The organism is Pseudomonas sp. JE3303 (genome assembly GCF_056312565.1).
Window position 1 is genome coordinate 66,485 of sequence record NZ_JBWGIF010000007.1, and the last position, 26,856, is coordinate 93,340.

General features: G+C 66.0%; 23 protein-coding genes. 4 read left to right on the forward strand and 19 right to left on the reverse strand.

The annotated features are described in order from the left end of the window. The first annotated feature begins 8 nt into the window (after positions 1-8). The 4 genes from AC0ZZU_RS11665 to alkB all read left to right on the forward strand — a co-directional run bounded on the left by AC0ZZU_RS11665 (position 9) and on the right by alkB (position 5,442). Positions 9-2,240 (forward strand): Ig-like domain-containing protein, encoded by a 2,232-nt coding sequence (locus tag AC0ZZU_RS11665; protein WP_476340806.1) that lies wholly within the window; start codon positions 9-11, stop codon positions 2,238-2,240. 15 nt (positions 2,241-2,255) lie between these two features. Continuing rightward, a complete protein-coding gene (locus AC0ZZU_RS11670; protein WP_476340807.1) occupies positions 2,256-2,729 on the forward strand; it encodes a curlin in 474 nt (157 codons plus the stop codon). 16 nt (positions 2,730-2,745) lie between these two features. Continuing rightward, on the forward strand, positions 2,746-4,191 hold the full coding sequence (locus tag AC0ZZU_RS11675; protein ID WP_476340808.1) for a curlin: 1,446 nt from the start codon (positions 2,746-2,748) through the stop codon (positions 4,189-4,191). A gap of 606 nt (positions 4,192-4,797) precedes the next feature. Then, the gene (gene alkB, locus AC0ZZU_RS11680) at positions 4,798-5,442 is read left to right on the forward strand and encodes a DNA oxidative demethylase AlkB (RefSeq protein WP_476341072.1); all 645 of its coding nucleotides are present in this window, start codon (positions 4,798-4,800) and stop codon (positions 5,440-5,442) included. A gap of 147 nt (positions 5,443-5,589) precedes the next feature. On the opposite strand, the gene AC0ZZU_RS11685 is transcribed toward alkB, so the two are convergent. The 19 genes from AC0ZZU_RS11685 to mnxG form a co-directional block, all read right to left on the reverse strand. Then, a complete protein-coding gene (locus tag AC0ZZU_RS11685; protein WP_476340809.1) occupies positions 5,590-6,426 on the reverse strand; it encodes a CsgG/HfaB family protein in 837 nt (278 codons plus the stop codon). Positions 6,427-6,454: 28 nt separating this feature from the next. Continuing rightward, complete coding sequence (locus AC0ZZU_RS11690; RefSeq protein WP_476340810.1) at positions 6,455-6,874, reverse strand: curli assembly protein CsgF; 420 nt, start codon at positions 6,872-6,874, stop codon at positions 6,455-6,457. Then, positions 6,871-7,266, reverse strand: coding sequence for a curli production assembly/transport protein CsgE (gene csgE / locus AC0ZZU_RS11695; protein WP_476340811.1), 396 nt, complete (start codon positions 7,264-7,266; stop codon positions 6,871-6,873). The genes AC0ZZU_RS11690 and csgE overlap by 4 nt, the downstream gene beginning before the upstream one ends. Then, positions 7,263-7,793, reverse strand: coding sequence for a type II secretion system protein (locus AC0ZZU_RS11700; protein ID WP_476340812.1), 531 nt, complete (start codon positions 7,791-7,793; stop codon positions 7,263-7,265). Before AC0ZZU_RS11700 ends, csgE begins: the two co-directional genes overlap by 4 nt. Continuing rightward, positions 7,768-8,142 (reverse strand): type II secretion system protein, encoded by a 375-nt coding sequence (locus tag AC0ZZU_RS11705; RefSeq protein ID WP_476340813.1) that lies wholly within the window; start codon positions 8,140-8,142, stop codon positions 7,768-7,770. Before AC0ZZU_RS11705 ends, AC0ZZU_RS11700 begins: the two co-directional genes overlap by 26 nt. 5 nt (positions 8,143-8,147) lie before the next feature. Continuing rightward, a complete protein-coding gene (locus AC0ZZU_RS11710) occupies positions 8,148-8,621 on the reverse strand; it encodes a prepilin-type N-terminal cleavage/methylation domain-containing protein (protein ID WP_476340815.1) in 474 nt (157 codons plus the stop codon). A gap of 2 nt (positions 8,622-8,623) precedes the next feature. Continuing rightward, on the reverse strand, positions 8,624-10,471 hold the full coding sequence (locus tag AC0ZZU_RS11715) for a secretin N-terminal domain-containing protein (RefSeq protein ID WP_476340816.1): 1,848 nt from the start codon (positions 10,469-10,471) through the stop codon (positions 8,624-8,626). Then, positions 10,468-10,959, reverse strand: a complete 492-nt coding sequence (locus AC0ZZU_RS11720; RefSeq protein ID WP_476340817.1) for a hypothetical protein — start codon at positions 10,957-10,959, stop codon at positions 10,468-10,470. The genes AC0ZZU_RS11715 and AC0ZZU_RS11720 overlap by 4 nt, the downstream gene beginning before the upstream one ends. Further along, positions 10,959-11,510, reverse strand: a complete 552-nt coding sequence (gene pilO, locus AC0ZZU_RS11725; protein ID WP_476340818.1) for a type 4a pilus biogenesis protein PilO — start codon at positions 11,508-11,510, stop codon at positions 10,959-10,961. Before pilO ends, AC0ZZU_RS11720 begins: the two co-directional genes overlap by 1 nt. Next, positions 11,497-12,039 (reverse strand): PilN domain-containing protein, encoded by a 543-nt coding sequence (locus tag AC0ZZU_RS11730; RefSeq protein WP_476340819.1) that lies wholly within the window; start codon positions 12,037-12,039, stop codon positions 11,497-11,499. The genes pilO and AC0ZZU_RS11730 overlap by 14 nt, the downstream gene beginning before the upstream one ends. A gap of 1 nt (position 12,040) precedes the next feature. Then, a complete protein-coding gene (locus tag AC0ZZU_RS11735) occupies positions 12,041-12,823 on the reverse strand; it encodes a hypothetical protein (RefSeq protein ID WP_476340820.1) in 783 nt (260 codons plus the stop codon). Continuing rightward, a complete protein-coding gene (locus AC0ZZU_RS11740) occupies positions 12,804-14,504 on the reverse strand; it encodes a GspE/PulE family protein (RefSeq protein WP_476340821.1) in 1,701 nt (566 codons plus the stop codon). The genes AC0ZZU_RS11735 and AC0ZZU_RS11740 overlap by 20 nt, the downstream gene beginning before the upstream one ends. Positions 14,505-14,555: 51 nt before the next feature. Next, positions 14,556-15,086: a response regulator gene (locus tag AC0ZZU_RS11745; RefSeq protein WP_476340822.1), complete on the reverse strand. Its 531-nt coding sequence runs from the start codon at positions 15,084-15,086 to the stop codon at positions 14,556-14,558. 222 nt (positions 15,087-15,308) lie between these two features. Further along, positions 15,309-15,974: a SurA N-terminal domain-containing protein gene (locus AC0ZZU_RS11750; protein ID WP_476340824.1), complete on the reverse strand. Its 666-nt coding sequence runs from the start codon at positions 15,972-15,974 to the stop codon at positions 15,309-15,311. A gap of 12 nt (positions 15,975-15,986) precedes the next feature. Then, positions 15,987-17,516 carry an ABC transporter substrate-binding protein gene (locus tag AC0ZZU_RS11755; protein WP_476340825.1) on the reverse strand — a complete coding sequence of 510 codons (1,530 nt, stop codon included), beginning with the start codon at positions 17,514-17,516 and terminating at the stop codon, positions 15,987-15,989. 5 nt (positions 17,517-17,521) lie between these two features. Continuing rightward, positions 17,522-18,193, reverse strand: coding sequence for an SCO family protein (locus tag AC0ZZU_RS11760; RefSeq protein WP_476340826.1), 672 nt, complete (start codon positions 18,191-18,193; stop codon positions 17,522-17,524). Next, positions 18,190-18,858, reverse strand: coding sequence for an SCO family protein (locus AC0ZZU_RS11765; protein ID WP_476340827.1), 669 nt, complete (start codon positions 18,856-18,858; stop codon positions 18,190-18,192). The genes AC0ZZU_RS11760 and AC0ZZU_RS11765 overlap by 4 nt, the downstream gene beginning before the upstream one ends. Next, entirely contained in the window at positions 18,855-20,840 is a 1,986-nt protein-coding gene (locus AC0ZZU_RS11770) for a YncE family protein (RefSeq protein WP_476340828.1), read from the reverse strand. Before AC0ZZU_RS11770 ends, AC0ZZU_RS11765 begins: the two co-directional genes overlap by 4 nt. A gap of 25 nt (positions 20,841-20,865) precedes the next feature. Continuing rightward, complete coding sequence (gene mnxG / locus AC0ZZU_RS11775) at positions 20,866-26,727, reverse strand: manganese-oxidizing multicopper oxidase MnxG (RefSeq protein ID WP_476340829.1); 5,862 nt, start codon at positions 26,725-26,727, stop codon at positions 20,866-20,868. Positions 26,728-26,856 lie beyond the last annotated feature (129 nt).

Genomic DNA, 26,856 nt, shown 5'->3' on the forward strand with positions numbered 1-26,856 from the left:
GAGGCAGCATGAATAATTGGCCACGCCGGGCGCTTTTCGCCGCCGGTCTCACTTTCACACTGACCGGTACCGCCTGGGCAGGTCTTGCCTCGGTCGACCCCGGCCCTTATACCTTGGCCACAGGCCGCTACCCGATGTGGTACCAGGACGCCAACGAGCTGTCGCTGGAACTCTGCCAGTCGCGTGCGACCAGTTCGCGGGCGCCGGGTGGAGCGGGTGCCCCGGCCTACATGTGCACCCTGCTGCCGGAGCCTGGAATCTACGACGATGCCCTGCCGCTGGTCTTCCCGAACAACTGGCCGCCTGAAATGTTCTGGTTCCTGGCCGAAACCGAGATCCCGGCCGTGGGCAACAGCGGCTATGAGCTCGAGGTCTACGTGGCCGGCATCGAAGCGGCCTTCGCCGCCGAAAACCCGGTCGATGGCGACCAGCAGAGCTTCGCCCGGATCCGCATCCGCGCCTCGGTGCCGCGTGCGGGCGTCTACACCATCACCCACCCGTATGGCGTCGAGACAGTCAACGTCACCGCCGCGGGACGGCGTGCCATCAACATCACCCGCGACATCGGCATCGGCGCACCGGGGGACTTCAGTGGTGTGCTCAACGGCAACATCGGCCCGTTCCTGCGCAGCGTCAACGGCCCGTACACCGAGATCAACCCCGACACCGGCGCGAGCGAAACCTTCGTTGGCGACCCCAACCTGGTCGAAGCGGTCACCGGCAGCCCGTTCAACACCAACTTCGTGCGCATCGAAGGCCCTCCCGGGACCATCCAGAGCAACACCTTCACCTTGTCGGGCAAAGTGCTCGACCCGCGCGCCCAGACCCCCGTCGAACTGCAGCGGGCCACCTACCAGCGCAATGCCAACGGCACCCGTGTCGAGGTCTTCGCCAAGGCTCCCAACAACGCCAGCCTGTGCATGCGCAACGGTCTGGCACTGGTCGGCACGCCGCCCTCGCCGTGCCAGTTCAGCATGCTGGCCGACAACAACGGCTTGTTCTTCGCGCAGCAGCGCAGCACCACGGCACCGCCCGCGGTGGTGGTCGTCACGGCCAGCAGCGCAACCGGTGGTACCCGTCCGACCGCGCTGTCCAGCACGCTTCGCGACGTGGTCAAGGTGCGCACTGCGCGCTTCGACTGGGCTACCAAGCGACTGGTGATCGAGGCCACCTCCAGTGACGAAGTGGTGATCCCGGACCTGGTGGCCCAAGGCTACGGCCGGCTGTCCAAGGCCGGCACACTGCAGAGCATCACGGTCAACGACCTCACCCAGCCGCCCGCCACTGTCACGATCAAGTCCGCCGCCGGCGGCAGCGACACCGAGCCGGTCGTGGTGGTAGGGACCGCCCCGGTGGAGGCCGAAAACCAGCCACCGCTGGCCCAGGCCGACATCGGCAGCACCAGCGTCGGCGTACCGCTGAGCTTGAACCTGCTGGCGAACGACACCGATCCGGATGGCGACGTGCCGCTGACCATCACCGACCTTACCCAGCCGGGTACCGGCCTGGGTTCGGTAGTGCTCAACGGCAGCGCCGGCGTGACCTACACCCCACCGCCTGGCGCCACCTCGCCACTGGTGGCGACCTTCACCTACCGCGCGGCAGACAGCAAGGGCCTGAGATCGGAGCCGGCCTCGGTGACCATCAACGTCGCGCCCAACCAGGCACCGACCGCGGTCGCTGAAACCGTCGCCACCCTGGGCGCGCCGCTGGTGATCAACGTGCTGGCCAACGACACCGACCTTGAAGGCAACCTGCCACTCACGGTCGCCAGCGTCACCCAGCCTACGGGCGGACGCGGCACGGTCAGCACCGACGGCAGCCAGGTCACCTACACACCACCGGCAACCGTCACTGCAGCCTTCACCACCACGTTCACCTACATCGTGCGTGATGCCCTCGGTGCGCTGTCGGCGCCGGCCACCGTTACCGTGCAGGTGTCCCCACGGCCAGCCGCGGAGACCTTTGCGGTCACTGCCGCCACCGTCACCGCGCGCTCCAACAACCGCTTCAACTGGGACCTGAGCGGTACCTCGTCGGTCACCACCGGCAACACCATCACCGTGCAGGTGACCACACCGACGGGCCTGGTGACCCTCGGCACGACCACCGTACCGGTGACCGGCCGCTGGCGCCTGACGGTCAGCAACAGCACCACGGTGATCCCGACGGCCAACCCGACGGCGACCATCCGCAGCAGCCAAGGCACCGTGCGCACCGTGCCGGTGAACCTGCAGTAAGCCCGGGAGAACGCCATGAAGTACCTGTCCACCTTGCTGCTCAGCCTGGCCCTGGCGGGCCAGGCCGTCCACGCCGATGACCTGATGGACAACGGCGACCTGGCCGCAGGGTCGGACCTGGGCGACCCCATCATCATCACCCTGCTGCCCACCGGCAGTGGCCAGCAGGCGGTGATCGCGCAGCAAGGCACGGGCAACCGCGCCGCCATCGACCAGGACGGCCAGGCGCTGCTGGGCCGGATCGTCCAGTCCGGCAGCGCGCAGGAGGCGTTCATCCTGCAACAGGGCAGTGACCTGATGGCCCTGATCAGTCAACAGGGTAGCGGCAACAGCGCGTCGATCACCCAGAGCGGCAGTAGCAACCGCGCGCAGATCGACCAGATAGGCAATGGCAATTCCGCCAGCATCGAGCAAGCGGGCACGGGGCTTTCAAGCACCGTGACCCAGGCCGGTAACGGCCAGCACGTACAGATCACTCAATATCGCTAAACCTGGAGGCATCACCATGTTCAAGCTCGCTCCCTTAAGCGCCGCGGTTGTTCTGGCGCTTGCCGGCCAGGCGATGGCCGATAACAGCACCTCGACCCAGAGCCAGACCGGTAACGAGAACATCGCCGAGGTCCAGCAAAAGGCCTCCCCGGGCTCGACCGCCGCACAGAGCCAGACTGGGCTGGGCAACAATCACCTGGCGGTGCAGGAGTTCAGCACCAGCCAGGTCCAGCAGACCGTCAACGGTGAATACAACGCAGGCTACGCCGAGCAACTGGGCGAGGAAGGCAGCATGGTCAACCAGGTCGCGCGTGGCACCCTCAACGATACCTTTGCCAGCCAGTCGCTCGGTTTCGGCAACTCGGCCAACCAGGCCCAGGACGGCACGGGCAACTACTCGTTCGTCTACCAGGACAGCCAGAACGGCTCCCAGGCGGTCACCCAGCAGACCGGGCAGGAGAACAGGGCCTATGTCGAGCAGCTGTTCAGTGGTGGCGACAACCGCGCCCTGAGCGTGCAGAACGGGACTGACAACTACAGCGCCGCAGAGCACCTGGGCCACGAGGGTGGCCAGATCGAGATCTACCAGGACGGGCAGTCCAACTGGGCGTATGGCGACCAGCGCGACGGCCAGGGCGGCACCATCGGCATCGACCAGAAAGGCACGGGCAACTCGGTGGAGGTCTGGCAGGACAGCCAGACCAACAGCCGCGTTACCGTGACCCAGACCGGCGAGGTCAACGAAGGCATCATCGACCAGAGCTTCGGCGCCAGCAACACTGCGGTGCTGTTGCAGAGCGGCGAGCGTAACGCCACCTGGTCCGACCAGTTCGAGACTACCCAATCGGTGACCAGCATCACCCAGACCGGCAGTGACAACCTGCACTACACCTACCAGAACGGCGACAACCATACGTTGAGCATCAGCACCCTGGGCAGCTCCAACAAGATCATGGCCAGCAACTGGAAAGGCGACAAGGCCGGTGGCCAGTTTGGCAGCGGCCATCGCGCCGAGATCAACCAGGACGGAACTGGCAACAGCGTCAACCTGACCCAGAACGACGTGCAGCAGCTTGCGCGGTTGAACCAGAAAGGCACTGGCAACCAGATGGAGACCACCCAGGCCGACGGCAACAACGAACTGTATTTCGAACAGAACGGCACGGACAACCTGCTGATCGCTTCTCAGCGCGGTTATGAGAACTACGGCTATGGCAGTACGGTCGGGACCGACAACACCATCAAGCTCGACCAGTCCGGCACGGGTAACCAGAGCTACACCTGGCAGCTGTATGGCAGTGGTAACGAAGCCAATATCAAGCAGGCCGACGGCGTGAACGTCGCCTACGTGACCCAGGGTGGTAACAGCAACCAGGCGCTTGTCGACCAGAGTGGCGCGAACATGAGCGCGACCGTCAGCCAGTACGGCAACGCCAACCAGGCAACTGTGTTGCAGCAATAACCTCTCCCCTTTGGGCCGCGGTTGCTCTCCCTGGCGCCGCGGTCATTTTTTTCCTGGTTTTCTCCGGGAACCTCTGTCCCTGCACGCACTTTTGTCATGCACCAAGGCTGACAACACAAGGGCGCCAGGGAATGCAAGAGATCCACTATGCGGTTGGCTTTCGACCGCGTTATGACTGCCAGGCGCATGCCATGAGGTTTGCAGCGCCCATCAGATCGAGCGCCGCCCGCGCGGCGCATCGCGGGACAAGCCCGCTCCCACATTTGTTGCAACGTGCCATGGCCTGACAGACTGGAGTCTTAGCCTTGTCTGCACGGCGAAGATCTTGGAGTGAGCACACTGCCCCCACCTGCCTTCAGTCATGCACCAAGGCTGACAACCCAAATCCCACAGGCCATGGCACGTTGCAACAAAGTGGGAGCGGGCTTGTCCCGCGATGCGCCGCGCGGGCGGCGCTCGATATCAGCAGCACCACAAGGCCCCAAGCGCACGCCACGCGATGCGCCGCGCGGCCGCTTCGCGCGGTCCGGCCTCCCGACACAAGGCCGCCCCTGCAAGTCCCTGCATGCAATACTGAGTCTGCCAACCATTATCCGTAAAACAGCCATGATCCAGTCCGACCTTGACCTGTTTGGTCCCCAGCCACAACGGCTTGCCACGCACACGGTGCTATTGCCTGGCTTCGCCTTGGCCTGCGCCGAGGCTTTGCTCGATGCCTTGCGACCGGTGCTCAAGGCTGCGCCGTTTCGGCACATGCAGACGCCGGGGGGGTTGCGGATGGCCGTGGCCTTGAGCAATTGCGGGGCGCTGGGGTGGGTGAGTGATGCCAAGGGGTATCGGTACAGTGCGGTGGATCCGGTCAGCGGCTTGGCGTGGCCGGCACTGCCGGAGGTGCTCGGCGAGTTGGCCCATCGCGCGGCGGCATTGGCAGGGTTCGAGGATTTCTGGCCTGATGCGTGTTTGATCAACCATTATCGGCCGGGTACTCGGCTGAGCTTGCACCAGGACCGCGATGAGCGGGATTTCAGTCAGCCGATCGTGTCTGTTTCGCTGGGGTTGCCGGCAGTGTTCCTGTTTGGGGGGATGAGTCGGTCGGATCGGACCCAGCGGATTGCGTTGAGTCATGGGGATGTGCTGGTCTGGGGTGGGGAGGATCGGTTGCGGTTTCATGGGGTCATGGCGCTCAAGCCTGGAGAGCATCCTCGGTTGGGGGAGCGGCGGATCAATCTGACTTTGCGCAAGGCGGGATGAGGCTCACAGGCATGGCGGCTGAAGCCACTCCCACGAACTTCCAGCACCCCATCTGGCCGTACAGGCGAAATGGTGACGCCAGGCCAACCTGACAGATGGATATCCTCCAGACCAGGCGCCACCAGGCCTCAAAAGCCCCAACATGACTCACTGCTGCTGATACTGGCTCAGGTACTTGTCCACCGTCGCCTTGTCTCCCTCCCCCGACACTTGCCACAGGCGCCGTTCGATACCTTGGGCCAGGAGGTGGCCAACGGCAGCTTCGATGGCGGAGAGCACGCACAGTTGTGCCGGTTCGTTGGTGGTGTAGCCGACCTCGGCTTCCAGCAGTTTCTTGAACTCGATGAACTTGAACACGCCGGCACTGCGCCCTACCGAGTAGATGGTCTTGCTGGTCATGACGTTGGCCAGCACTTGCCCGGTGCGCACGTCGACCGCGCGAAGGTTGACGGTGACCTGGTCGACGCGATACTCGCGGCTGATGTCGATGCCCAGGTAGCGGGCGCCCTCTCCTCCGCTGCGTACGTTGGTGTCGTAGGCGATGATGCCGCCTTCGAGCATCAGGTTGGCGGCCTGCAACGGCGGCAGCTCGGCCTGGATGTTTACCGGGACGTCGGCCTTTTTCTGCGACGCGCGGATGATCTTGCGCTCGGTCAGCAGGTTCTGCAGCCCTTCGCGCTCCAGCACGACGAACCAGCCACTGGCGTTCAGCGCATCCATCAGCATGCTCGCCGCGCCCTGGGTGACGCTGGTGGAAAACGAGCTGGCCGGGGTCGGCTTGTACTGCCCGGTCTGGTCGCGGAATCCATACACCACCGCCATGAGCCTTCCCTTGGGCCTGGGCATGTTGAGCAGGTCGTAGTAGGTCGAGGCCCGCGGCGTCAGGGTCGGGGTCTCGCTGTCGACCTCTGCGGACATCGGATCGCGGGTGCTGCATCCTTGCAAGGCGGCGAGGATCAGCAGTGTGCTGAGCAGGCGTTTCATATGGTTTCTCCCCATGGTCCCGTCCCTCTCAGGGGTTCAGGCCGCTGACCTCGATGACAGAAATTTCACCGGTGGCCTTGTCGGTCACCTCGATACTCAGGGCGCCCGAATCGTCCAGGATGTTGACGATGAACGAGTCGGTCGACAGGCTTCCGGTATTGCCGTTGTTGAGGTTGTCCAGCAACTGCGAGAGCAGCCGCGATTCAAGCTGGTTGGTGAAGCGCTCCAGTGCCGAGGTGCCGGCGAAGGCCGAGGCGCGGCTCTTGATGTCGGGATCGTCGTAGTCGTTCTGGGCCTGGGCGTTGTTGAGCAGCCAGGTGCCGTTGAGCGGGTTGCCGCCAAAGGCCGGGTTGATCGGGGTATGCACAAGCTCGGTGGCCTGGGCCTGGCTTGCCAGGGCGCCGACCAGGGCGCAGGCGGCGAGACTGCGTGAAAAATAGGTGTTCATAGCTCGTCCCTCTCCAGATCGGTAGTGTCCTGCAGCAGCCGTTGCAACTTGCGCTGGATGACCTGCTGCTTGACCAGCTCGGCGGCCGCGACGGCCTCTTCTTCGAGTTGCGTGGTGTTGGGCGGCAGGAATCGCCGGTACAACACCTCGCCTTCATATTCCACGGTCACCAGGCTGCCCCAGCGGGCATCCGGGCGCTCGCGCACAACCAGGTTGAAATCCAGCCGGCTGGTGGCCCGCAGGCGATCGGTGAAGCTGTTGTAGAAGCCGTGACCGATGTGCGAGATCGTCTGGTCGACGATGAACCCCATCATCTCGTCCTCGCCGCCGGCCCGCGCCTGAGGGCCCAGCAGGACCAGGCCAAGCACGAAGCCCACCAACCAGCGCTTCATGGCGTGTCTCCCGGGCTGTTGTGGGTGCGCCCGCCCGCAGTGCTCTCGGCGAACGCCTGCTCGGCCACGAATTGCCAGTCGCTGTACTGCTGCAGGCCTTCGAAACCGGACCACTGGGCATCAAACCCGCTTTGCTTGAGCGGTGCCTCGACCGAGCGGCTGTAGACGCCGGTGATGCGCCCGTCGAGATCGCGCAGCAGCCCCCAGTCATCGCTGCCGGTCAGAGGGTCCGGGTACAGGCGGCGAATGTGCTGGCGCGGGTCGGGGAAACGGTTGTCTTCCACCAGCTCGGCCAGGTCACGCGGGTAGTGGGCCAGCCCCGGCGAGCTGCGGTAGAAACTGCGCAGGGCCTGGGCATACTGGCCGCCAACCCACAGCAGCTGGCGTTCGCGCTCGCGCTGGGCGCTGGTGCTCCAGACCGTGCCGGTCGCGGCCAGCGCCATGCTGCTGACGGCAATCAGGAACAGCACGCCCAGGTAAGTAAAGCCCGCCTCGGCGCGGCTACCACTCGGCATAGAGGCTGCCATCACGCGCCCTCCCGGTTGCACCGCTCTTGATATCGGCGACTCCGCCAGCCACGCCTTCCGGCGGGGCTACCAGCTGCCAGGCATCGCGGCGCTCGGTGATCGGATCGACCGGGGCGTTGCGCAGGTAGCGCTGTTCCACCAGCTGCTCCAGCGACTCGGGATAGTGGCCGGTGTCGCCGTAGTAGTGATCCAGGGCTTCGCGCAGCACCGCCAGGCTCTGGCGCAGGGTGGCCTCGCGCGAGGCCTCCAGGCTGTTGAAGTAGCTTGGCATGGCGATGGTCATCAGGGTGGCGATGATCGCCATCACCACCAGCAGCTCGATCAGGGTGAAACCTCGGTTGCGGCGCATGCTGTTCACCATTGTCCGTAGGCGATGCCGTTGAGGCCTTTGCCAGCGGCCCTGGAATACACGTCGTACACGTCCTCGCCTTCGCGCGGGTTGTCGGCGCTGCTGTCGTAGGCGCGCAAGCCCCAGGCCCCCTGGTCCTCATCCTTCGCGGCGGTCAGCGGGTCATGTGGGATGCGCCGCAGGAAATAGAACTTCGCACCCTTGGCACTGCGCACATCGCGTACGCCTTCAACCAGCACCTGCAGGCTGGGCGGGTAGCCCGTGGCATTGAGGCTCTTCTCGATGTAGCCAGCGTCGAAGGCGCGCTTGTAGGCGTCGATCGCGTCGCGAATCTGGTACAGCGCCTCACGCAGTTGATGCTCCTTGCCCCGCCGCACCACCGTTTCGGTCAGCGGCGCGGCCATCGATGCGAGCAGCCCGAGCAGCGCCAGGGTCAGCACCACTTCGATCAGGCTGAAGCCGCCCATGCGCGCGCTCATGACTAGCGGCTCCCGCCGGCCGGGGTAGCAACCATCGGCTGCGACTCCATGGGCTCGCCCGAGGGCTCGGCGGGCGCATCCAGTGGCCGGGCCATCTGGCGGATCTGCATGCTGGTCTCGGTGCCGGTGGCGAACTCCATGTCCGAGGGGCTCTGGTACGGCAGGTTGCGCACGATGCGCGGGGTGATCGACAGCACCAGCTCGGAATTGCTCATGTTGTCCTTGTTGCTGCCGAACAGCCTGCCGACGCCGGGAATATCACCCAGGCCCGGGATCTTGTTGCCGCTGGCACCGTGGTCGTTGCGCACCAGTCCCGCCAGGATCTGCGTCTCGCCGTCGTGCAGGCGCAGGCTGGTCTGCGCGTTACGAGTGTCGACCTGGACCGGAATGGTGCCCTGGCGTGTAGGCTCCAGCGGGGTGGCGTTGCTGACTTCGAGGGCAATCTTGATCGCCACTTCGTTGTTCAGGTGCACCACTGGCTGCACTTCGAGCTTGAGACCCACGTCCAGGTAGGTGACGCTTTCGGTGATCACCGGGCCTTGGGTGGAAGGCACCGAGGTGGCGCTGATGATCGGCACCCGCTGGCCGATGTGGATGCGCGCCTGCTCGCGGTTGCTGACGCGGATCACCGGGCTGGCCAGGGTATTGATGTCGTTGTCCTGGGCGTTGATCTTGGCCTGGGGCGAGGGCGCGATGGTGATCCGGCCGGAGTTGATCCCCCGCAGCTGGTCGAGCACCGTCACCCCGTTGCCTTCGTTGTTGAGCACGCCAAAGGTGTTGGGCCACTGCAGGCCCAGCTCGAGAATGCGCGAGCGCGCCACCTCCATCACCTCCACTTCCAGCACCACTTCGGGGTTGGACTGGTCCTGGGACTGCAGCAGCTTCTCGGCCATGCGGATGGCGTCGGGGGTATCACGGATGGTCATGGTGTTGAGGCGTTCGTCGACAAACACGTCGCGGGTCTTGAGCATGGTCTTGACCATGTTCATCGCGGTGTTGGCGTCGATGCTGGTCAGGTAGAAGGTGCGCATGACCAGTTCCTGGTAGTCCTTGGTCTTCTGCGGTGAATCGGGGTAGATCAGCACGGTGTTGTCATTGACGATCTTCTGGTGCAGCTGGTTCTGGTCCAGCAGCAGCGCCACGGCGTCCTCGATGCGCACGTCGCGCACGAAGATGGTGGCCTTCATGTCGGGACGCAGGTCCTTGTCGAAGATGAAGTTGAGCCCGGCCACCTGGGACAGCACTTCGAAGATAGTCTTCAGGTTGGCGTCGCGGAATTCAAGGGTCACCGGCCGGTCAAGCTTGCTGCGCAGCTGCGGGAACGGCTGGGCGGTGCGCGCCTGGACGTTCTCGATGTCACGGCGCAGGGCCAGCCCGCCCTCGTTCTGCGGGTCTAGCCGCAGCACTTCGCGCATGTGCCGCTCGGCGCCGAACAGGTCGCCCTGGCGCAGCGCCGCCTGGCCCATGGCCGTGCGCTCGCCGAGGTTGCGGACCTGCTCGATCTGGCGCACGCCTTCCAGCGCCCGGCGGTTGTTGGGCTCCAGGGTCAGGACGCGGCCGTAGCCCATGCGCGCGTTGGCAAAGTCATGCCGCGAGCGGTCACTGTCGGCCTGGGTGAGCAGGCTCTCGACGGCCGTCTGGCGGCCATGGGCCAGGGCAATGTTCAGCTCGGTGTCGCGCGGGTCATCGCGCAGCGCCTCTTCGATGCGGGCGATACCCGCCTCGTACTGGCCGTCCTTGATCAGCGCCTGGCCGTCCTTGCGCGCGGCACTGGTGCCGCAGCCAGCGATGGCAACGCACAGGGCCAGCAGCAGGAACGGGGCGGGTTTGCACAGCGTCGATGTCTTCATGGTGCGCTCCCGACAGACAGGGTCTGGGACAGATGCAGAGGCAGGTAGACCAGGTTCAGCTCCGTGGCGGAGATCTGCTCGATGCGGTAGGTATCGTCGATCACGTCGCCCTGGCGCACCACGTAGAGCTTCTCGCCGTTCTGCAGGAACACTTGCTGGTCTAGGCGATCGGCCAGGCGGCCGACGAACTGGAACGGCAGTACGGGCGCGGTGGGCACCAAGGCCTCGGCGACTGCGGCCACGGGTTGCTCGGTGACCGTGGTCACGGTGGGCGCTGCGCTCCAGCGCTGGCTGGGAAACAGGTTGCTCGAGGCGGCATGGCTTAGCACAGGCCGGACGGGCTTGGACTCCACATGGGTCTTGGCCGGCGCCGGGCGCGCAGCGGCCACCTCCTCCGGCGCATCGCCGAACCAGTGCCCCGGCGCCCAGGCCAGTACCGCGCTGGTGCCGAGGAACGCTATCCAGATCACTGCACGTTGGCTGTTCATCACGACCTCGACAGGTAAAGGGTCATGCGCAGACGACCGCTGAGCTGGTCATCACCGATGCGTTTGCGTTGCAGCTCCAGGTCTTCGATGACCAAGGTCGGCAGCTGGCCGAGCAAGGCTTGCAGGAAGCCACGGATCTGCGGATAGCTGCCGCGTACCGGCAGCAGGATCTGGTAGCGCGCCAGCTGCGTCTTGGGATCGACGCCCAGGGCATATTCGCCGCGTGCCAGGGTGATGCGCTCGGCGCGGGCCAGGCGGTACAGGCGATCAATCAGTTCACTGGCCTGGGGCTGGCCGGGCATTTTTTCGCGCAGGCTGTCCAGGGCTTGCTGCTCGGGCTTGATCTCGACCTTGAGCTCTCCGCGCTGCAGGCGCTGTACCTGCACCGTGGCGTCGGCCGCCGAGGCCCGTAGCTGGCGAACCTGCTGCCACTGGGGCAGCACGGCGAACAGCGCCACGAGCACGGCGAGCAGCAGCAACAGCACCGCGCCCAGGCCTGCGCGGCCAAGGCGGCGCAGTTGCTCGTGAAGTATCAGGCTAGGGATGCGCATTGCCGGTCTCCCAGGTGGCGGACAGGTTGAACTGCACGGGATGCTCGGGCTGCTTGGCGTTGATCTCGTGGTTGAGCAGCGAGACGTCACGCAGCTGGTCGATGCTTTCCAGGCGTTTGTGGAACTGCAGCATGGCTTCGAGGTTGCGGGCCTCGGCGCTGATACGCAGCTGGCCTTTGCGCGCGTCCGGGGTCAGGGCCAGCAGTGCCACATCGTCCTGGGGCAAGCGTTCGAGCGTGCTGAACAGCTGCTCCCATGGCCTTTGCAGCTGCTGCGAAACGCTGCGCATCTGTGCTAGTCGTTCGGCCTGTTCGCGGTTGGCGGTGGTGTTTTGTGGCGCATTGCCGGCCGGGCGCCGGCCCAATTGCTGCTCGAGCCGCAGCACCTGCGCCTCAAGGGCCTGCTGCTCGGCCTGCCACAGTTGCTGGGCAACCAGCAGCACCAGCAGCAGACCGATACCAATGGCAAGCAGCGTCCAGGCCAGGGGGCTGCTGCGCCGGGGCTGGAACTCCAGGTCCAGGGCGCGCATCTCAAGCCACCGCTCGCCACATGGCGCACAGTGGATCAGCGTTGCCGACCACAGGGCACAGGCGCACCGCCCGTACGGCAGGCATGTCCTGACGGCCCGGAGCATGCAGGAACACCCGCGGCATCTGCCCGCCGTACAGCTCGCACGTGCGTTCGATCAGGGCCTGCAGCGCCTGGTCGGTGTCAGCGCAGCCCTGGGCCAGCACCTGCTGCCAGGCGCCACCAGCGGCCAGCAACAACACGCTGCGGCGCGGCTCGGCCAGCACGAAGAGAAAGTCGCCTTGCTCCAGCAGTGCCGCGCAGCGGTTGTACGCCGCCATCAGGTAAGGCTGCACCGAGCGCAGGCTGAGCTTGGCGCGGCTGCTCAGGGTATTCAGGCCCTGCAGCAGGGCCTGGGGCAATGCCGTGGCGATGCGCGCCCGGCCCGCCGACTCTGGCGAGAGCACCACCTGCCAATCATCCAGCGATTGGCCGTAGAGGTTCTCGAAGCAGGCCTGGGCGTAGCCCTGCAGCTCGGTGGGGCGGCCAATGACCTCGCTCCAGGGCACCAGGCAGAAGCGGCTGTAGCGGGCCGACAGCAGCACGCGCAACTGGCCGCGCTGGATACGGTGTTCGACCAGCAAGTGGCCGAGGGCCTCGAGGGCCGGCTCCCAGGCGGGCTGGTCAGCGTCGCAACTGAAGTCGCGGCTGCCCAGCCACTGGTGTTCACGCCCGTGCCAGCGGCCCAGGCCCACCCCTTCGGCGCCGAGTACGGCGCAATACCGATCAGGCAATAAATGTGACACGGTTGATCTCCTCAAGCGTGGTACGTCCTTCACGGACCAGGTCCAGCGCCGAGCCGCGCAACAGGCGCAGGCCGCGCTGGCAGGCCAGCGTCTTGATCTGTGCCAGCGGGCGGCGTTCGACGATCATCTGGCGCAGGTCGTCATCGAGCAGCAGCAGCTCGGCGATCGCCGTGCGGCCGCGATAGCCACTGCCCCGGCACTGGCCGCAACCCTGGACGCGGACAAAGCGCCAGCCAGCGACCGCCTCGGGGCTGAGGGCCGAGGCCACCAGGGTCTCTGCATCGGGTTGCCAGGCACTGGCGCAATGGGTGCAGGCCAGGCGAATCAGGCGCTGTGCCAGCACCGCGTTGAGCGCCGAGACAAAGCTGTAGGGGTCGACCTGCATCTGGCTGAAGCGGCCGATGACGTCGAACACGTTGTTGGCGTGGATGGTGGTGAACACCAGGTGCCCGGTAAGGGCCGACTGCACGGCGATCTGCGCGGTGTCCGGGTCACGGATCTCACCGACCATGATCTTGTCGGGATCGTGGCGCAGGATCGAGCGCAGGCCGCGGGCGAACGTCAGGCCTTTCTTCTCGTTGACCGGAATCTGCAGCACGCCGGGCAGCTGGTATTCGACCGGGTCTTCGATAGTGACGATCTTGTCCACGCCGTGGTTGATCTCGCTGATCATGGCGTAGAGCGTGGTGGTCTTGCCGCTGCCAGTCGGGCCGGTTACCAGGATCATCCCGTAGGGTTCGGCGGCGAGCCGGCGCAGGCTGCGCAGGGTGTGGTCCTCGAAACCCAGGGCCTGCAGCTGCACGCCACTGACACGGTCGGACAGGTCCTGTTTGTCGAGCACCCGCAACACGGCGTCTTCACCGAAGATGCTGGGCATGATCGAGACGCGGAAGTCGACCTGGCGATTGCTGATGGCGACTTTGAAGCGGCCATCCTGGGGCACGCGCTTTTCCCCGATGTCCAACTCGGCCATGACCTTGATGCGTGAGATCACCTGGTCGGCAAAGGTGCTGCCGCTGGCCTTGCCGGCGCTGTTGAGCACGCCGTCGATACGGTACTTGATCACCAGGCCGTGGCCGGTCATGCCCAGGTGGATGTCGCTGGCGTGCATCTTGAGCGCGTCGTACAGCGTCGAGTTGACCAGCTTGACCACCCGGCTCTGGTCTTCGCTGATGCTGGCCAGCGACAGGCTTTGCAGGTGATCGGCCTCGGCACCGGCCTCGGCGTCGCCGTCCAGGGAGTCGACGGCGTGAAAGCTTTCTTCATGGCGTGCGAGGTAGGCGGCCAGGTCGGTTGCGTGCACCAGGTACAGCGGCGCACCTTGCAGGCGGTCGTCGGCCCAGGTCAGGCGGGCGCTGTCGAAGGGGTCGGCGAACACGCCGATGGCCTGGCCCTGGTGCTGGACCAGGATGAACTCGCGCTTGAGGCATTGGGCCAGGCTGACGCGCTCGAACAGTGGGGTACTGGCGAACAGGGCCTGGGTGTCGAGCACCGGGTAATGCAGGGTGACGGCCAGGCGCTGGATGAAGGTGGCGGGGGTGTCGGTGGAGAGGCGTTCAAGGCAGGCGAGGAGGCGTTCGTCGCCGGCCTGGCTGCGCGCCTGGGCCAGGAGTTCGCGGGGGTAGGCTGAACAGAGGTGTGCCCGCGACGGGGTCAACTCGTTATCGACTGTTTGTGACATAACCTGCGACTCCGCTCGGGGGCGCGTCGCAGGTACAGGCTGCGGGCGCCGCTATTCCCGGATATGCAGTGTGTCGTCAGGTTCGGGAGGCTGCGCGCCATTGCGTCGGCGATCGGCCAAGACCCAGCTGCCATCGTACAACTGCAGGGGGAACGTTTCGTTCCTCGATTGGCGTCCCTCGACGAAACCCTCTGCCGGCGTGTCCGTGGCCCTGCGTCTGCGCTCGATGCCCATCAGGTCGAATACCGCACGCGCCAGCTCCACCATCGGGAACGGCTTGAACAGGACATGCGTGACCCTCAGCTCGGCGGCCCGCTCACGGACCTCGGCGGTCGGGTGGGCGGTGATCAGCACGAAATGACAGTCCCTGTTCTTGCGTACAGCTTCCAGGACCTGAAACCCCTCCATATCGGGCAAGCGGAAATCGAGCACAATCACATCCGGCGCCAGCTGTGCTGCCAGTTCGATTCCACTGGCGCCGTCGTGGGCAACATGGACGTCCAGGCCTTGCGTCTGCAGGTAAGCCTGCAGGTTTTGCGCGAGGGTCTGCTCGTCATCGACAACCAATACTCTGTTCACCAAGGTCGACTCCTAAGAACTGCCCGGTTGCCCGGGCCTCGAAGTGCGGCCTTGATAGGGCTTACGCAGACTTCGTGCCAGGCTTGAAGTGTTATGTTGCACCACTGTATGTCTTTGATTTCGCAGGTTTCCCCCGGCTGCGCCGATTCCCCTGCCCCCAACCTCGGGGAAGGTAATGGCACTGTGCCCCTAGGGTTGACCCCAACTATGGGGGAAACAGCGGCATCATTGCACCCGTTCTATCTGCGCCGAGGCGCGCAATCGCTGTCGCACCGTTTGCCGGGCCTGGGCCTCGAGCTGACCCACAAGCGCAACCCTGGCCAGCCCCAGCCCTTGTTCACGTATGACCAAATCACTATCACTTTGGTTCTCGGGGTCTTGCGGGTTCTGCAAGCGTTCACGGTTGGCCGCGAAATAGGCTTCTACCTGTTCCTCACTCGGCGCTTCGACGGCCGACAACTGCGCGAAGACCTGCTGGGCCGCCATCTCGTGACGAGTGTAGTCGGCGAAGCTTGCGCGATCGAAACCCGCCTCGGACAGGCGCTGGACAAAGATTTCCGGGGTCCCGAAGAGCTTTTCGACTTCGCCGACAAACGCTGCCACCTGGGCATCGGTTACCTCCACGCCACGGCGCTGGGCCTCCTGCCACAGCAGTTCCTTGTCGATCAGCTCGTCCAGGGCCTCCTCGCGCAGGCGTTTGTACAGCGTCGGGCTGCGGATGCTGGTGACCGCACGGCCCTGGCCCTGCAGGTAATCGGTAAAGTAACGTTCCAGGCGCATGACACTGATGTCCACGCCATTGACCCGCGCGACAGGGGCCGGGCCGGCCCACGACAGTTGAACAACGCCCACCACCAACAGCACCAGCAGCCAGAGCAGCACGATACGCATGGCAATTTCCTCTCAAGGGATATCCGGCACCGGCCGGTATGGAGCGACAGCGCGGAATTGCAGCCCGGCCGATGGCGCCATCGCCACCGAGACCACATGGGCACCGGCCAGGCCGTGGCGGCGACCAGGGCCGAAGCCCAGCGCCGGGGTCAGGCCGGTATGGACGTCGTGAAGGCCTTCCAGTGCCAGGACCAGCTGCTCGCGGCTGGCATCGCGGCCCACCTGGCGCAATGCTTCGGTGAACAGCCGGAAGGCGCACCAGGTAGTCACCTGCAACGAGCCTTGGCGCCCGTCCAGCCCCTGGCGTTTCTGCAGCGCGGTGATCGCCGCCCGGCCCTGCCCGGTCCAGTCACCAGGCACGAACGGATAGGCCAGGAACACCTTCTCCGACCAGGCCGGCGCCAGGCCGGCGATCGTGCTGGCGACCTGGCTCGAGGCCGCGAACAGATAGGGCGCCTGCCCGGCAGCCTGCAAACGCCCAGTCAGGTCGCTGAAGGCCGCGCCGCGGCCGAGGAAGAACAGCCCCTGCCCGTCCACCGCCTCGCCGCTGTAGGCCTGCACTGGCAGCGGCTCCCAACCCAGCTGTTGCAGCCGCGCCTGCAACGCTTGGGCATGCACTGCCTGATCGTCCCCCGCGTACACCACCCGGAGCGTGCCTGGGGCCAGCTTCAAGGCCTCGCGTCCATAACTGGCCAGGCTCAGCAGCTGGTCGCGCAGATCGGGCAGCGGGTCGAACACCTGCGCGCTGCCACCGCCGCGTGGTGTGCTGCCAATCAGCGGTACTCCGGCCTGTTCCAGCAGGCTGCCCAGCTGGGTATCGAGCATCGGCGCCAGCGGCGCGATCAACGCGAACACCCGCTCCTGCCCGATCAGCCGGGCCAGGGCGAGCTCGCCGCTGGCCTGGTCCCTACCGGGATCGAGCGACACCAGTTGCAGGCGCCGGCCGTGCACCCCACCCTGGAGGTTGAGCTGCTCGATACCGTCCTCGAGCACCGCGCGCATCACCCGGCCGGCTTCGGCCAGCGGGCCTTGTTCCGGCAACAGGGTACCGAGGCGCAGGATGTCGTCCTCCACCCCAGGATCGCGCTCCTCGCCAAAGCGCTTGAGGTAAGCAGTGAGGTTGCGCTGGTCCGCCATGCTCAGCACAAACCGTGGCATGGCGGGGTCGAGGCGATTGCCGGCAGGATCCACGCCCTCCTGGACGGCCCGCGCCAGGCTGCCCTCGGCATAGGCCGGGTAACTGCGGCCGTTGGCTTCGCGGTCACCCTGCCCCAAGGCCAGCCGTTGCCATTCCAGTGATGGCGGGCGCACGCTGCCTTCGACCCTGCCGCGGCCGTCGTTGCCGTGGCATCCGGCGCAGGGCAGCACACTGGCCGGCACCAGCATGTCGCTGGCCCCGACCCGCGCCATCACCTGCGCCTCGCTGCTCGACACCCCCTCACGGTACAAACGTTTGCCAGCCTCCTCCGCGGGGGTAAGTTCAAGGGCCGCGACCGCGCAGCTCAGGCTCAGCCCGATGCACAACGCCAGTAGCCGGCCCACGGCGCTCACCGACCCGCCAGGGGTTGGGCAAGCAGCTGCATGCGCTGGGCAATCGCCGTGGCCGGGGCATCCGGGCGGATCTTGCTCCAGCGCTTGCCAGCCACGTCACCGGCGATCAACTGGGTCGAATGCTGCTCGGGGCTGGGCAGGAAGTGCCCCAGGCGCCCGAGCACCAGGTCGACCTGGGCCTTGTCGCCGGTCAGGAACAGCCAGTTCGGGCCGTCCACACCCTGCTTCTGGGCAAAGGCCTTGAGCACCTCGGGGGTGTCGTTCACTGGATCGCTGCTGATGGAGATGAAGGTCACCTGGCTGGCGACTTCCTCACCCATGGCCTCGCGCACCTCGCGCAGCTTGCGGGTAATCAGTGGGCACGCATCGCTGCAGTGGGTGAAGATCACGTTGAGCATCACCACCTTGCCCTTGAGCACATCGCTGTAGAAGCGCAGTTCCCGGCCGTTCTGGTCCTTGAGCACCGTGTCGGTGAACCAGGCCTCGGGATCGCGTGTGCCGCTGCTGCTGGCGGACGCCGCAGCGGGTTCGGCAGCGGCGGCCGGCGGCGCGGCAGGGGCATGGCCTTCATGGGCGATGCCCACCGAGGAGTAGACCCAGAGGCAGGCGGCCAGCGCCATCCAGTCCAAGCGTTGCAGGCCGTGGCGATCACGGCGTTGGCTGTTCATGGCTGCACCTCCAGGCTGTCGGGTGTACCGGCGATCGCGGTGTGGCGGGCGTGCACGCGGTGGGCGCTGAGACGGTCGATTTCGCTGATCAGCACCGCGGGATCGGTAAAGCCGTAATAGCGCGTCCAGCGTCCGGTGCGGCCGTCACCGACGAGAATCAGCGGCGGGTGCTGGGTCAGGTCGGCGCTGAAGCTGCCCAGGCCCTTGAGCGTCTCGGTGATGGCGTAGGACGAGCCGGTCACCCAGCTCCAGCCGGGCCCATGCTGGAACGCCTTGGCGTAGCCTTGCAGGCGCTTGGGATCATCGCGCTGCGGGTCGACGCTGATCGACACCAGCTGCACTTCTTCGCCTACCCGCCCACCCAGCTGTTGCTGGACCTTGCCCATGATCGAGGACACCACTGGGCAGACCGTGGTGCAGCTGGTGTAGATGAAGCCCATGACGACGAGGCGATCGCCGACCAGGTCCTTCTCGAGGCGCACCGGCATGCCGTCCTGGTCCAGCAGCCCGACGTCGGCGAAGCGCACGTCGGCTTTTTCATGGTGCGCCGCCGGGGCCTGGTGCTTGGCATGGGCATCGTGGTCATGACCGGCGTGGGCCAGGGCCAGGTTGCTGGCCAGGAGCAGGCCCAGGCTGAGCAGTTTCGCGTGGTGCAAGGCGTTCATCGGACACTCCTCGAATCCCCATGGGAAGCGGTAGACGGCGCGGCTGGCAGGACGCGCAGGCTGGTGTAGTTCTGTTCCGTGAAGCGGCGGCCCAGCGACGGCGACTGCAGGTGCAGGTACCACGCCCCCGCCCCGGCCAGTTTCAGCGTGGCCTCGTAGACCCCGTGGCCGACCTCGTTGAAGGTCACGCTGCGGGCCAATGACGATGGCGCCAGGAAGTAGCGCACGCTCAGGTCCTTGAGACCGGTGCGCGGCTTGCCGTCCTCGCCCATGATCCGCACCTTGGCGGTATAGGCGCTGTGCTCTGTCACCGGCTGGCTGCCGGCAAGAAACTCCGCCCGTACGCCCTGGCGCTTGGCGGCGCCCGGGGCAGGCGCAACCTCGGTGCTGAAGCAGTGGATGATCTGCGGCTGGTTGAGCAGGAAGGCCACGTCGAACTTGCCTGCCGCCGGCATCTTGATGGTCGAGCCATACACCCCCGGCGCCACCTCGCGCAGGCTGCGGTCGATGACGATCGCGGCGCGCGCCTCGTGGCCGCGGTTGGTGTAGCCCGACATCGGTGCGTTCATGCCTTCGGCGTAGAAGTAGGTGGTGTTGTCCACCGGGTTGACCACGAACACCGAGTTGTCATCGCGGGCCACGCTCAGGCCCTGGGCCAGTGGCAGGTCGCCGGCCTGGCGCGGCGCGGCGGGACCAGCCTCGAATCCCTGGACGATCGGCTCGCGCCCCTCGCCCAGGCTACCCAGGTTGATCATGCTGACCTTGGGCGAGGCCAGGCCACGCACGTAGGCATAGCCCTTGGTGAACGTCAGTTGGTAGGGTTCGGCCGCCACCGGGATACGGTGGATCAGCCGGTCGTTGCTGGCATCGATCACCAGCGCCTGGTTTTCCAGGGTATTGAGCACGATGCCGAAGCGTCCGTCGCTGCTGAAGCGCATCGGGCCCAGGCCCTGCTCGGCCTTGACCTTGTGCCGCAACTGATGGCTGCGGGCATCGATGACGCTGATGGTGCCCTCCTGGCCATCCGCCACGTAGACCGCCTGGGACAGCGCCGAGTAGGACACCGACAGCGGGTGCGGCCCCACTTCCAGGGTCTTGACGATGCGCATCTCGGCGATGTCGATGATGCTCAGGGTGCCGCTGTCGCGATTGCTCACGTAGGCGAAGCGCGAGTCGCCGCTGAAGGCGATCTCATGGTGCCCGCTGCCGGTATTGAAGAATTTCAGGGTACTGCGGCTGGGCACATCGATCACCGAGACCCCGCCCTTGGCCGGGTCCTGGCTGTTGTTGCCGACCCACAGCCGGCGCTGGTCCGGCTGCAGGGTGACGCGCACCGGTTGCTCGCCAGCGTCCAGGCTGGCGACCCGGCGGAAGGTCTCGGTGTCGATCACCGCGACCTGGCCCAGGTCAGGCATGGACACGAACACCTGGCGGTCATCGCTGGCGGCGACCCAGTCCATGGGCTTGCCGGGCAGCTCGATGCGCGCCAGGGTGCTGGTGACACCGCCCACCGATACCGTCGGGTCGATCACCGTCAGGCTGGCATCCTTGTTCAGCACCAGCAGGAAGTAGCTGTTGAGGTCGAGCAAGGGACGCGCGCCGATGCTGCTTTTGAGAAACAGCGCCACCCTCGCCTTGCAGCTCGCGTCGCGGGTGCCCTCGGCCGGCGCGTTCTGCGCCGGGTCCAGCCACGCGCCAGGTGCCATGCCGGACAACGGCTGGCCGCTGCTCTGCTCGGTCACCTTGAAGCGCACGTTGGCAAAGGCCCCTTCGCGCAGCTCGGTGCCTTCCAGTGGCCGCGCCTCGAACTCCACGGTCACCCCATCCCTGCTCAGCCGGTGCAGGGCCTGCTCTTCGGCAGACTCCTGCAGCAAGCCGTGCGGGTCGTACCAGAACTTCTCGTACGCCACGCCCAAGCCCAGGCCGATCAGCGCTACCCCCACCAGAATCCCTAGGTACGCGGAGCGGTTTTTCTTTTTCATGTCCATGCTCCCCCTGTGTTTCTTCTTATTGCGCCGGGGCCGTGGCTGGCGGCGCTTCGTTGGTCACCCGCAGCAGTCCCCAGAGCCCCGAGGTGTTGCCATAGGCTGCGTAGTCTCGGAACAGGTAGTCCCCCGGCACCGCGTTGGCACCCCCGGCACTGGGCACCATGAAGCTGAAGTGCGCCGCTGGCAGCACGCTCTCCTGGGCGCCGATGTACATCTGCATCGGGTTGTAGCCGAAGCGCACCGAGCCGATCCCCGGCAAGCTCATGGGGTAGCCGTCCAGATCGCTCTTCTCGGACTGGTAGGCGTGCAGCGGCCAGAGGTGCCCGTCCAGTTGGTAGGTGATGCCGCGGCTCCCCCCGCTTGGCATCAGGATGTGGTTGCGCAGCGGCTGGCCAGGCTTGGCCCAGAGGATCGGGGTTTGTGGATCGCCCCCGACCAGGGCATTGCTGTAGGCCATGTGGGCGTTTGGCACATCGCCAAAGCCATTGCCGTCGGCGTGCCCGAAGGGCGCATCCGGAGCCAGGCCGAAGCGCAGCCACAGCGGCTCGGTCTTGTAGTTCATCGCCATGTTGCCGTTATCCTTCGGATCCCCCGGCACGCCGTTGCCCTCGGTGGCGATGCCTTCGACCGGCCGGCCATCGGCCCAGCGCATGTTCATCGCCCGTTGCCAGACGGTGACGAAGTCGCGGTAGGCCGCCTGCCCGCTCACCTGCACCGTGGCCGAGGCGCGGCTGGCCGCGTCTTCGGTCCAGGTGGCGGTCTGCGGCAGGATGCTCATGGCGCCGACCAGGCCTTTCTGCGGTTGCTTGATGACATCGGCCGGGGTCAGGTTGAGGCCGCCGAACTCGATGGCGGTGGTCTCGATGTTGTCCACGGTGCGGCCCAGCTGGCTCACAGGCTTGCCTTCACGCTCCAGGTGACCGGCGTAGTACTGGTACACCTTGCTCGGGTAGGCGCCACTGCTGCCGGACCGTGGTGGCACGGTCTGGGTCGGGTTGAGCCCTACGTTGGCACCGTCGGACTTGGTGATGTCATAGCTGAGCAGCTGGGCGTGCAGGCCGATGTGGCTGGACGGACGCATCATGTTGTTGTTGAAGGCCGTGGAGCCTTCGCTGCCATGGCGGTCACGCTTGACCACGTTCTGCATCACCGCGGTGCTGGCCAGGTCCGGCATGACCAGCGGCAGGCGGTTCTCCAGGGTCACGCTGATGCAGTCGCCGGCGTTGGCGCGCAGTACCAGGGGTTCGACCGGCACGCCTGCCTTGAGCTTGCCAGTGACCGGGTCAAGGTCGGCCTTGCGCACATAGAGCACGGCGGTCGGGTCGTGCAGCGGCGCGCTGTGGCCACCGATGGTGAAGGTTTCACCATCTTCCTCGTCCACCACGGTGGTCTGCGGAATCGACGTGCGGCGGCTGTTGAACACCAGGGTGCCGCCGTTGGCCTTGAGCGGGCCGCCGACATGCTGGCCGATACCGGCAGGGTCGGCAAGGCTGACCCCGTGACGGTTCTCGAGGATGTCGTTGGCCAGCGCCGCGACCACTTCATAGCTGCGCTTGACCGTTGGCCGCGTACCGATGCCGCTGGGGTTGGCAGTGTTGCGCGGGCAGATCCCGTCGAACGCCACGGTGTTGCGCTGGGCTACGGGTTGCGGGTTGTTCGGCAGCGGGAACAGGTCGTTGCGCGGGGCGGTGTAGTTGCGCATCACCCCCCATATCCCGTTCCAGTAGCCTTCCAGGGCCGCGTCCATCGAGTACAGGTAGTCGCCGTTGGCCGCCGCAGAGCTGGAGATCATCGAGACCGGCGCCATGAAGCCCAGCTGCTCTGAGATGCCGATCATCTGCGAGGCTTTCCAGCCCGAGTTCGAGCTGTTGCCGAAGCCCGTGCCGTTCTGCAGCCACTTGACCCCGTGCAGCGTGATGTTGTGCTCCTCTTCATGCCCCCCGGCATGAACGCGCAGCCGCACATTGTCGCCCGAGTAGGTCCGCAGCATCGGGGTGAACGGGTCGCCCGGTTCGCTGCCCTTGTTGATGTGCGGTGGGAACCGCGTGGTGCCGCCGGTTGGCCCGACCGCCGAGGTGATCGCAGAAGGCGCCAGGTTCATCGCCGGGATCGCACGGTCGGTACGGCTCTGCATGGCATAGGCCAGGTCACCGCCCAGGCCGTCTGCCTGCATGCCGCGCTTGCCGTCCGGGGCGACCTTGTTGGGGTCGAAGACGCGCAGGGCAAGCGGCTCGTTGCGGTAGTTGACGACGAACATGCCAGGGTCATCCACCGAGATTGCCTGCGGGCAAGGCCGGCTCGGGCAACCCGGTGCCAGGCCACCTCGCGATTCGACCACGGCTTCGAGCAGGTTCGACGCTTTTTGCCGCACGGGCGGGTTGATGGCGTAGCGGAAGCTGTCGGCGCTGGCCGGGAACGCCTGGGCGTTGGGCACGCCATCAGGGCCGGCACCGACATACACCCCGGCTTCATAGGCATGCTGGAAGTCGCTGTACTCCAGGAAGAACTCGCGATAGCTGTCGTTGCGGCCATCTCCGTCGTGATCGCCGGTCTTGATCACCGCCTGCCACGAGGTAGGGCCGCCGTCCTGGCGGATGGCCGGGTTGTATAGCTGCTCGCCGGTCTCGCCGTGGTACCAGGTGGAGTTGGCGGGCTCGGCCAGCACGGTGGCGTAGAGACCCAGTTGCTGGTGGGTCGATGGGCCGAGGTGGTCGTGGGTAAAGATGGTGCCCAAGCCCCGGTCGACGTTGTTCACGTTGACCAGCGGGTCCGCGAACCAGCGCTGCATGGCCGTCCGCGCGCCGACCCAGTCAGCGCGGCCGTAGCGCCCGAAGAACGGGTGCTGCTTGGCTTTCGGGCAGGCTGCGGTGCCGTCCCGGGCGTCGCCCTCGGTGCACTCGTTGTACTCGCGGATGGCATGGATACGCTCGACCACGCTGCCGGGCGAGAGAATGCCGTCTTCATAGTTCCAGCCGTTGGCCGAGCCGTCGGCCGCGGTCAGGTCCCATTTCGGCAGGTGGATGTGCTGGCCGATGACGTCGGTGGGCGTACGCACCTGGTAGTCGTCCATCTCGTAGAAGGACGGGATCAGGTTGGTGTGCTGGTACATGGTGCAGTCGAAGGTGTTCATGCGCATCACCAGCGGCTCTGGTGGACGCTGCTTGGTGATGACCGGCCAGGCGTCTTCCCACAGGGCGATGATGCGTGCCTGCGGGAAGTGGTAGCCGACCTTGTTGTACACCGCGTCGAACTGGATGTTGGCGCCCTTGTAGATGCGCGGGCTGTCGGCGGTAAAGGCGGACGAGCCACGGAAGCTCATGCCGTCCGCACGCTCACCGCTGTTGTACTCACCCGCCCCGCCGTTGCGGGTCAGGCGCTTGCCGCGGTCGTCCATGCACGGCTCGAAGAACGGCGCGCCGGCGGTAGGCAAGGCACCGTTGGTGCGGAAGGCGCGCGGCACCACCTGGCTGCCGGGCAACAGCGCATAGCTTGCATGCTCGGGCTTGGCGTGGAACTGCATGGCCGCCTGCTCGACCTCGGTGCCTTCTTCTGGCAGGTAGATCGCCTTGGCCTTGGTGAGCACCTTGGAGAAGTCCAGCGCCGTGGTGGTGACCTCGGCATGCCCGCCAGCGGCGACACCGTCCAGTGCGTGCCGGCCCAGGCCGCCGTCCCAGCCATCGACCTGGTTGGCGTCCAGATTCGCCCACAGGGCCTTGCCGCTGTTCTTCAGCTGGCGCGCCATCGCGGGGTCGAGCATGTCCAGCGGCGGGGTTGGCGGACGCTGGCCGACGCTGCTTTCCATGCCGCCGATCCAGAACGGGAAGCCTGGGTTTTTCAGGCTGCCATCGGCGTTGCGGTTGGTGTCGCTGCGATCGACCAGGGCCAGCGAGCCGATGGCCTTGGGCTCGGCGGCTTCATGGTCGTGGTCGTCGCCTTCCTCGTCGTCATCGTCTTCTTCATGGCCAGCCACCAGCTGCTCGGCGAGTTTCGGCACCACGGCGACCTTGCCCGGCATCGGCGCCATGGCCTTGCCGGGTAACGGCACGATCGCCGGAATCGGCGTACCCGCGACGATCTCGCCGTCGGGCAACGCCCGTGCACCGGCAGCCGGCTTGCCGCTGCGCAATGCAAACGGTGTGCTGTGGTAGCCCTGGGCGCCCTGCCCGCTGACCTCAAGGCGAGTGCCTTCCTCGAACACGTCGTGTACCCGCCACATGGCCCACATGCCCTGGGCGAAGTGCGGATAGAAGTGGCAGTGGTAGATCGCATCGCCCGCCACGCGGTTGCGGTTGCCCGACCCGCCGTTGGCGATCTCGTAGGTGTAGCCCACGCCCGGACCGATGCCCTGGGCGTCGATGTAGTCTGAGTTGTCGTCGTTGGGGTTGAACAGCCACTGGTGCCCGTGCAGGTGGAAGATGTGCTGTTCGTGGCCGTTGTGGCTGTTGCGGAACTTGACGAAGTCGCCGATATAGCTGTGGTTGACGTTGGCAGGCTCGGCCGGATACAGCGCCATGCTGGCCTTGACGCCGACCTGATCGGGCCGCGGGGTCTCGCCTGGGCGGATGTTCTCGAGGCCAACGTTGGCCGGCACGTCTACCAGCATCGCCACATCGCCAACAGTATGGGCGCTGAGGAAGAATTCCTCGTACGCGCACGACAGGCAGTCGTGCATCGGGCCTACGCCCAGACGGTTGGCCACGACCTCGGCGCCCATGCCGCCGGAGCCGTAGTTGATCATGAAGGAATCACGTGTTGGCTCGAGAACGTGGCCCATGACCGGGTCTGCCCAGTAGCCGGGGAAGGCCTGGGTGGCGGCCACTTCGTCAGCGAACTGGGAAGCGAAGTCACGGAAGGGTTCCAGCCGGTTGGGCACGGCCGGGTTGCGCTTGTTGATGCTCTCGAGCGGATAGGTGCTGCGTGGGAAGCTGCCATCAGGGTTTGGGCCCATGACGATGGCATCCGATTCGCTGCTGATGATCTCGTTGCCGTTGGCCATGGCGATGATTGGCAGCCCAGCCTTGCCTTCGGCGATCCAGGGCTGGACCTGCGGGTAGCGGGCCTCGTAGTTGATCACCGGCTGGCCGGTCGGCGCGCGGCCGGTGGTGGCCAGGCGCATTTCTTCTTCGGTGAGGGTATTGCGGTACATGCGCCCGCCCTTGGGCACCACCACCACCTGGCCGAACAGGCCGTTGGCGACGTTGCCCGCGTTGCCCTCGCCGCCAAAGGTGGCGCCGTGGCTGGTAGCGGCGAAGGCGCCTTCGCGCTCCGCATACAAGGTGTAGGTGCGGGTAGAGCCCGGGGTGACTAGCGCGTTGGGGTTGCGCCCGGCATAGGTGGCGATATCGCTGATGCCGTTGACCGCCTGCATGCCGTTGACCTGGAAGCCCACATGGCGGTCCCTGACCTGTTCGTCGGCTACGAAGTGCTCGCCAGCGCCGTCATTGGCCTCCGGCGCTTCGGCGCCCTCCTCTTCCTCCTCGCCCTCGACCTCGTTCTCGTCGTGCCCGGCGCCATGCTTGTTGGGGTTGGCCTGGTAGTCCAGCAGGTTGGTCAGGTTGACCGTGAGGCAGTCCCCGGCAGCCACCCGCAATACGATCGGCCGGGGCCGCTTGTCCGGACGCAGGGTCACCTTGCCCGGCACTGCCGCCCCGCCCTTGCTCAGCGGCACGTTATGCTCGTCGACCACATCCTGCTGCAGCGCGAACATCATGCCATTGGCGTTCTGCGCCCCCAAGCGGTTGAACATCAGTGGCTGGTCCAGCGCCACGACATTGGCCACCAGCGTGCGCTGGCACTGGATGGCCGCCTCGCTGCTGGCGTGCCAGCCGAACATGGCCAGCACAAGAGAGCTGAGGGCATAGCCCTTTAACGGGGTCTTCATGGCGGCGCCTCCGGAACAGAGTTACTCTGCAAAGCTCCGGAGCAAAGGCCGTGCCATCTCAAATTTCGTCCTTGAATCAATCAGTTGGGCTGGGAACCTGAGCGGATTGGGGGGCATTCCCCGGTAAAT

Excerpts from the sequence above, each read along its gene's own strand:
- AC0ZZU_RS11665 (WP_476340806.1), top strand. The coding sequence starts at position 9 with ATGAATAATTGGCCACGCCGGGCGCTTTTCGCCGCCGGTCTCACTTTC.
- AC0ZZU_RS11670 (WP_476340807.1), top strand. The coding sequence starts at position 2,256 with ATGAAGTACCTGTCCACCTTGCTGCTCAGCCTGGCCCTGGCGGGCCAG.
- AC0ZZU_RS11675 (WP_476340808.1), top strand. The coding sequence starts at position 2,746 with ATGTTCAAGCTCGCTCCCTTAAGCGCCGCGGTTGTTCTGGCGCTTGCC.
- alkB (WP_476341072.1), top strand. The coding sequence starts at position 4,798 with ATGATCCAGTCCGACCTTGACCTGTTTGGTCCCCAGCCACAACGGCTT.
- AC0ZZU_RS11685 (WP_476340809.1), bottom strand. The coding sequence starts at position 6,426 with ATGAAACGCCTGCTCAGCACACTGCTGATCCTCGCCGCCTTGCAAGGA.
- AC0ZZU_RS11690 (WP_476340810.1), bottom strand. The coding sequence starts at position 6,874 with ATGAACACCTATTTTTCACGCAGTCTCGCCGCCTGCGCCCTGGTCGGC.
- csgE (WP_476340811.1), bottom strand. The coding sequence starts at position 7,266 with ATGAAGCGCTGGTTGGTGGGCTTCGTGCTTGGCCTGGTCCTGCTGGGC.
- AC0ZZU_RS11700 (WP_476340812.1), bottom strand. The coding sequence starts at position 7,793 with ATGGCAGCCTCTATGCCGAGTGGTAGCCGCGCCGAGGCGGGCTTTACT.
- AC0ZZU_RS11705 (WP_476340813.1), bottom strand. The coding sequence starts at position 8,142 with ATGCGCCGCAACCGAGGTTTCACCCTGATCGAGCTGCTGGTGGTGATG.
- AC0ZZU_RS11710 (WP_476340815.1), bottom strand. The coding sequence starts at position 8,621 with ATGAGCGCGCGCATGGGCGGCTTCAGCCTGATCGAAGTGGTGCTGACC.
- AC0ZZU_RS11715 (WP_476340816.1), bottom strand. The coding sequence starts at position 10,471 with ATGAAGACATCGACGCTGTGCAAACCCGCCCCGTTCCTGCTGCTGGCC.
- AC0ZZU_RS11720 (WP_476340817.1), bottom strand. The coding sequence starts at position 10,959 with ATGAACAGCCAACGTGCAGTGATCTGGATAGCGTTCCTCGGCACCAGC.
- pilO (WP_476340818.1), bottom strand. The coding sequence starts at position 11,510 with ATGCGCATCCCTAGCCTGATACTTCACGAGCAACTGCGCCGCCTTGGC.
- AC0ZZU_RS11730 (WP_476340819.1), bottom strand. The coding sequence starts at position 12,039 with ATGCGCGCCCTGGACCTGGAGTTCCAGCCCCGGCGCAGCAGCCCCCTG.
- AC0ZZU_RS11740 (WP_476340821.1), bottom strand. The coding sequence starts at position 14,504 with ATGTCACAAACAGTCGATAACGAGTTGACCCCGTCGCGGGCACACCTC.
- AC0ZZU_RS11750 (WP_476340824.1), bottom strand. The coding sequence starts at position 15,974 with ATGCGTATCGTGCTGCTCTGGCTGCTGGTGCTGTTGGTGGTGGGCGTT.
- AC0ZZU_RS11760 (WP_476340826.1), bottom strand. The coding sequence starts at position 18,193 with ATGAACAGCCAACGCCGTGATCGCCACGGCCTGCAACGCTTGGACTGG.
- AC0ZZU_RS11765 (WP_476340827.1), bottom strand. The coding sequence starts at position 18,858 with ATGAACGCCTTGCACCACGCGAAACTGCTCAGCCTGGGCCTGCTCCTG.
- AC0ZZU_RS11770 (WP_476340828.1), bottom strand. The coding sequence starts at position 20,840 with ATGAAAAAGAAAAACCGCTCCGCGTACCTAGGGATTCTGGTGGGGGTA.
- mnxG (WP_476340829.1), bottom strand. The coding sequence starts at position 26,727 with ATGAAGACCCCGTTAAAGGGCTATGCCCTCAGCTCTCTTGTGCTGGCC.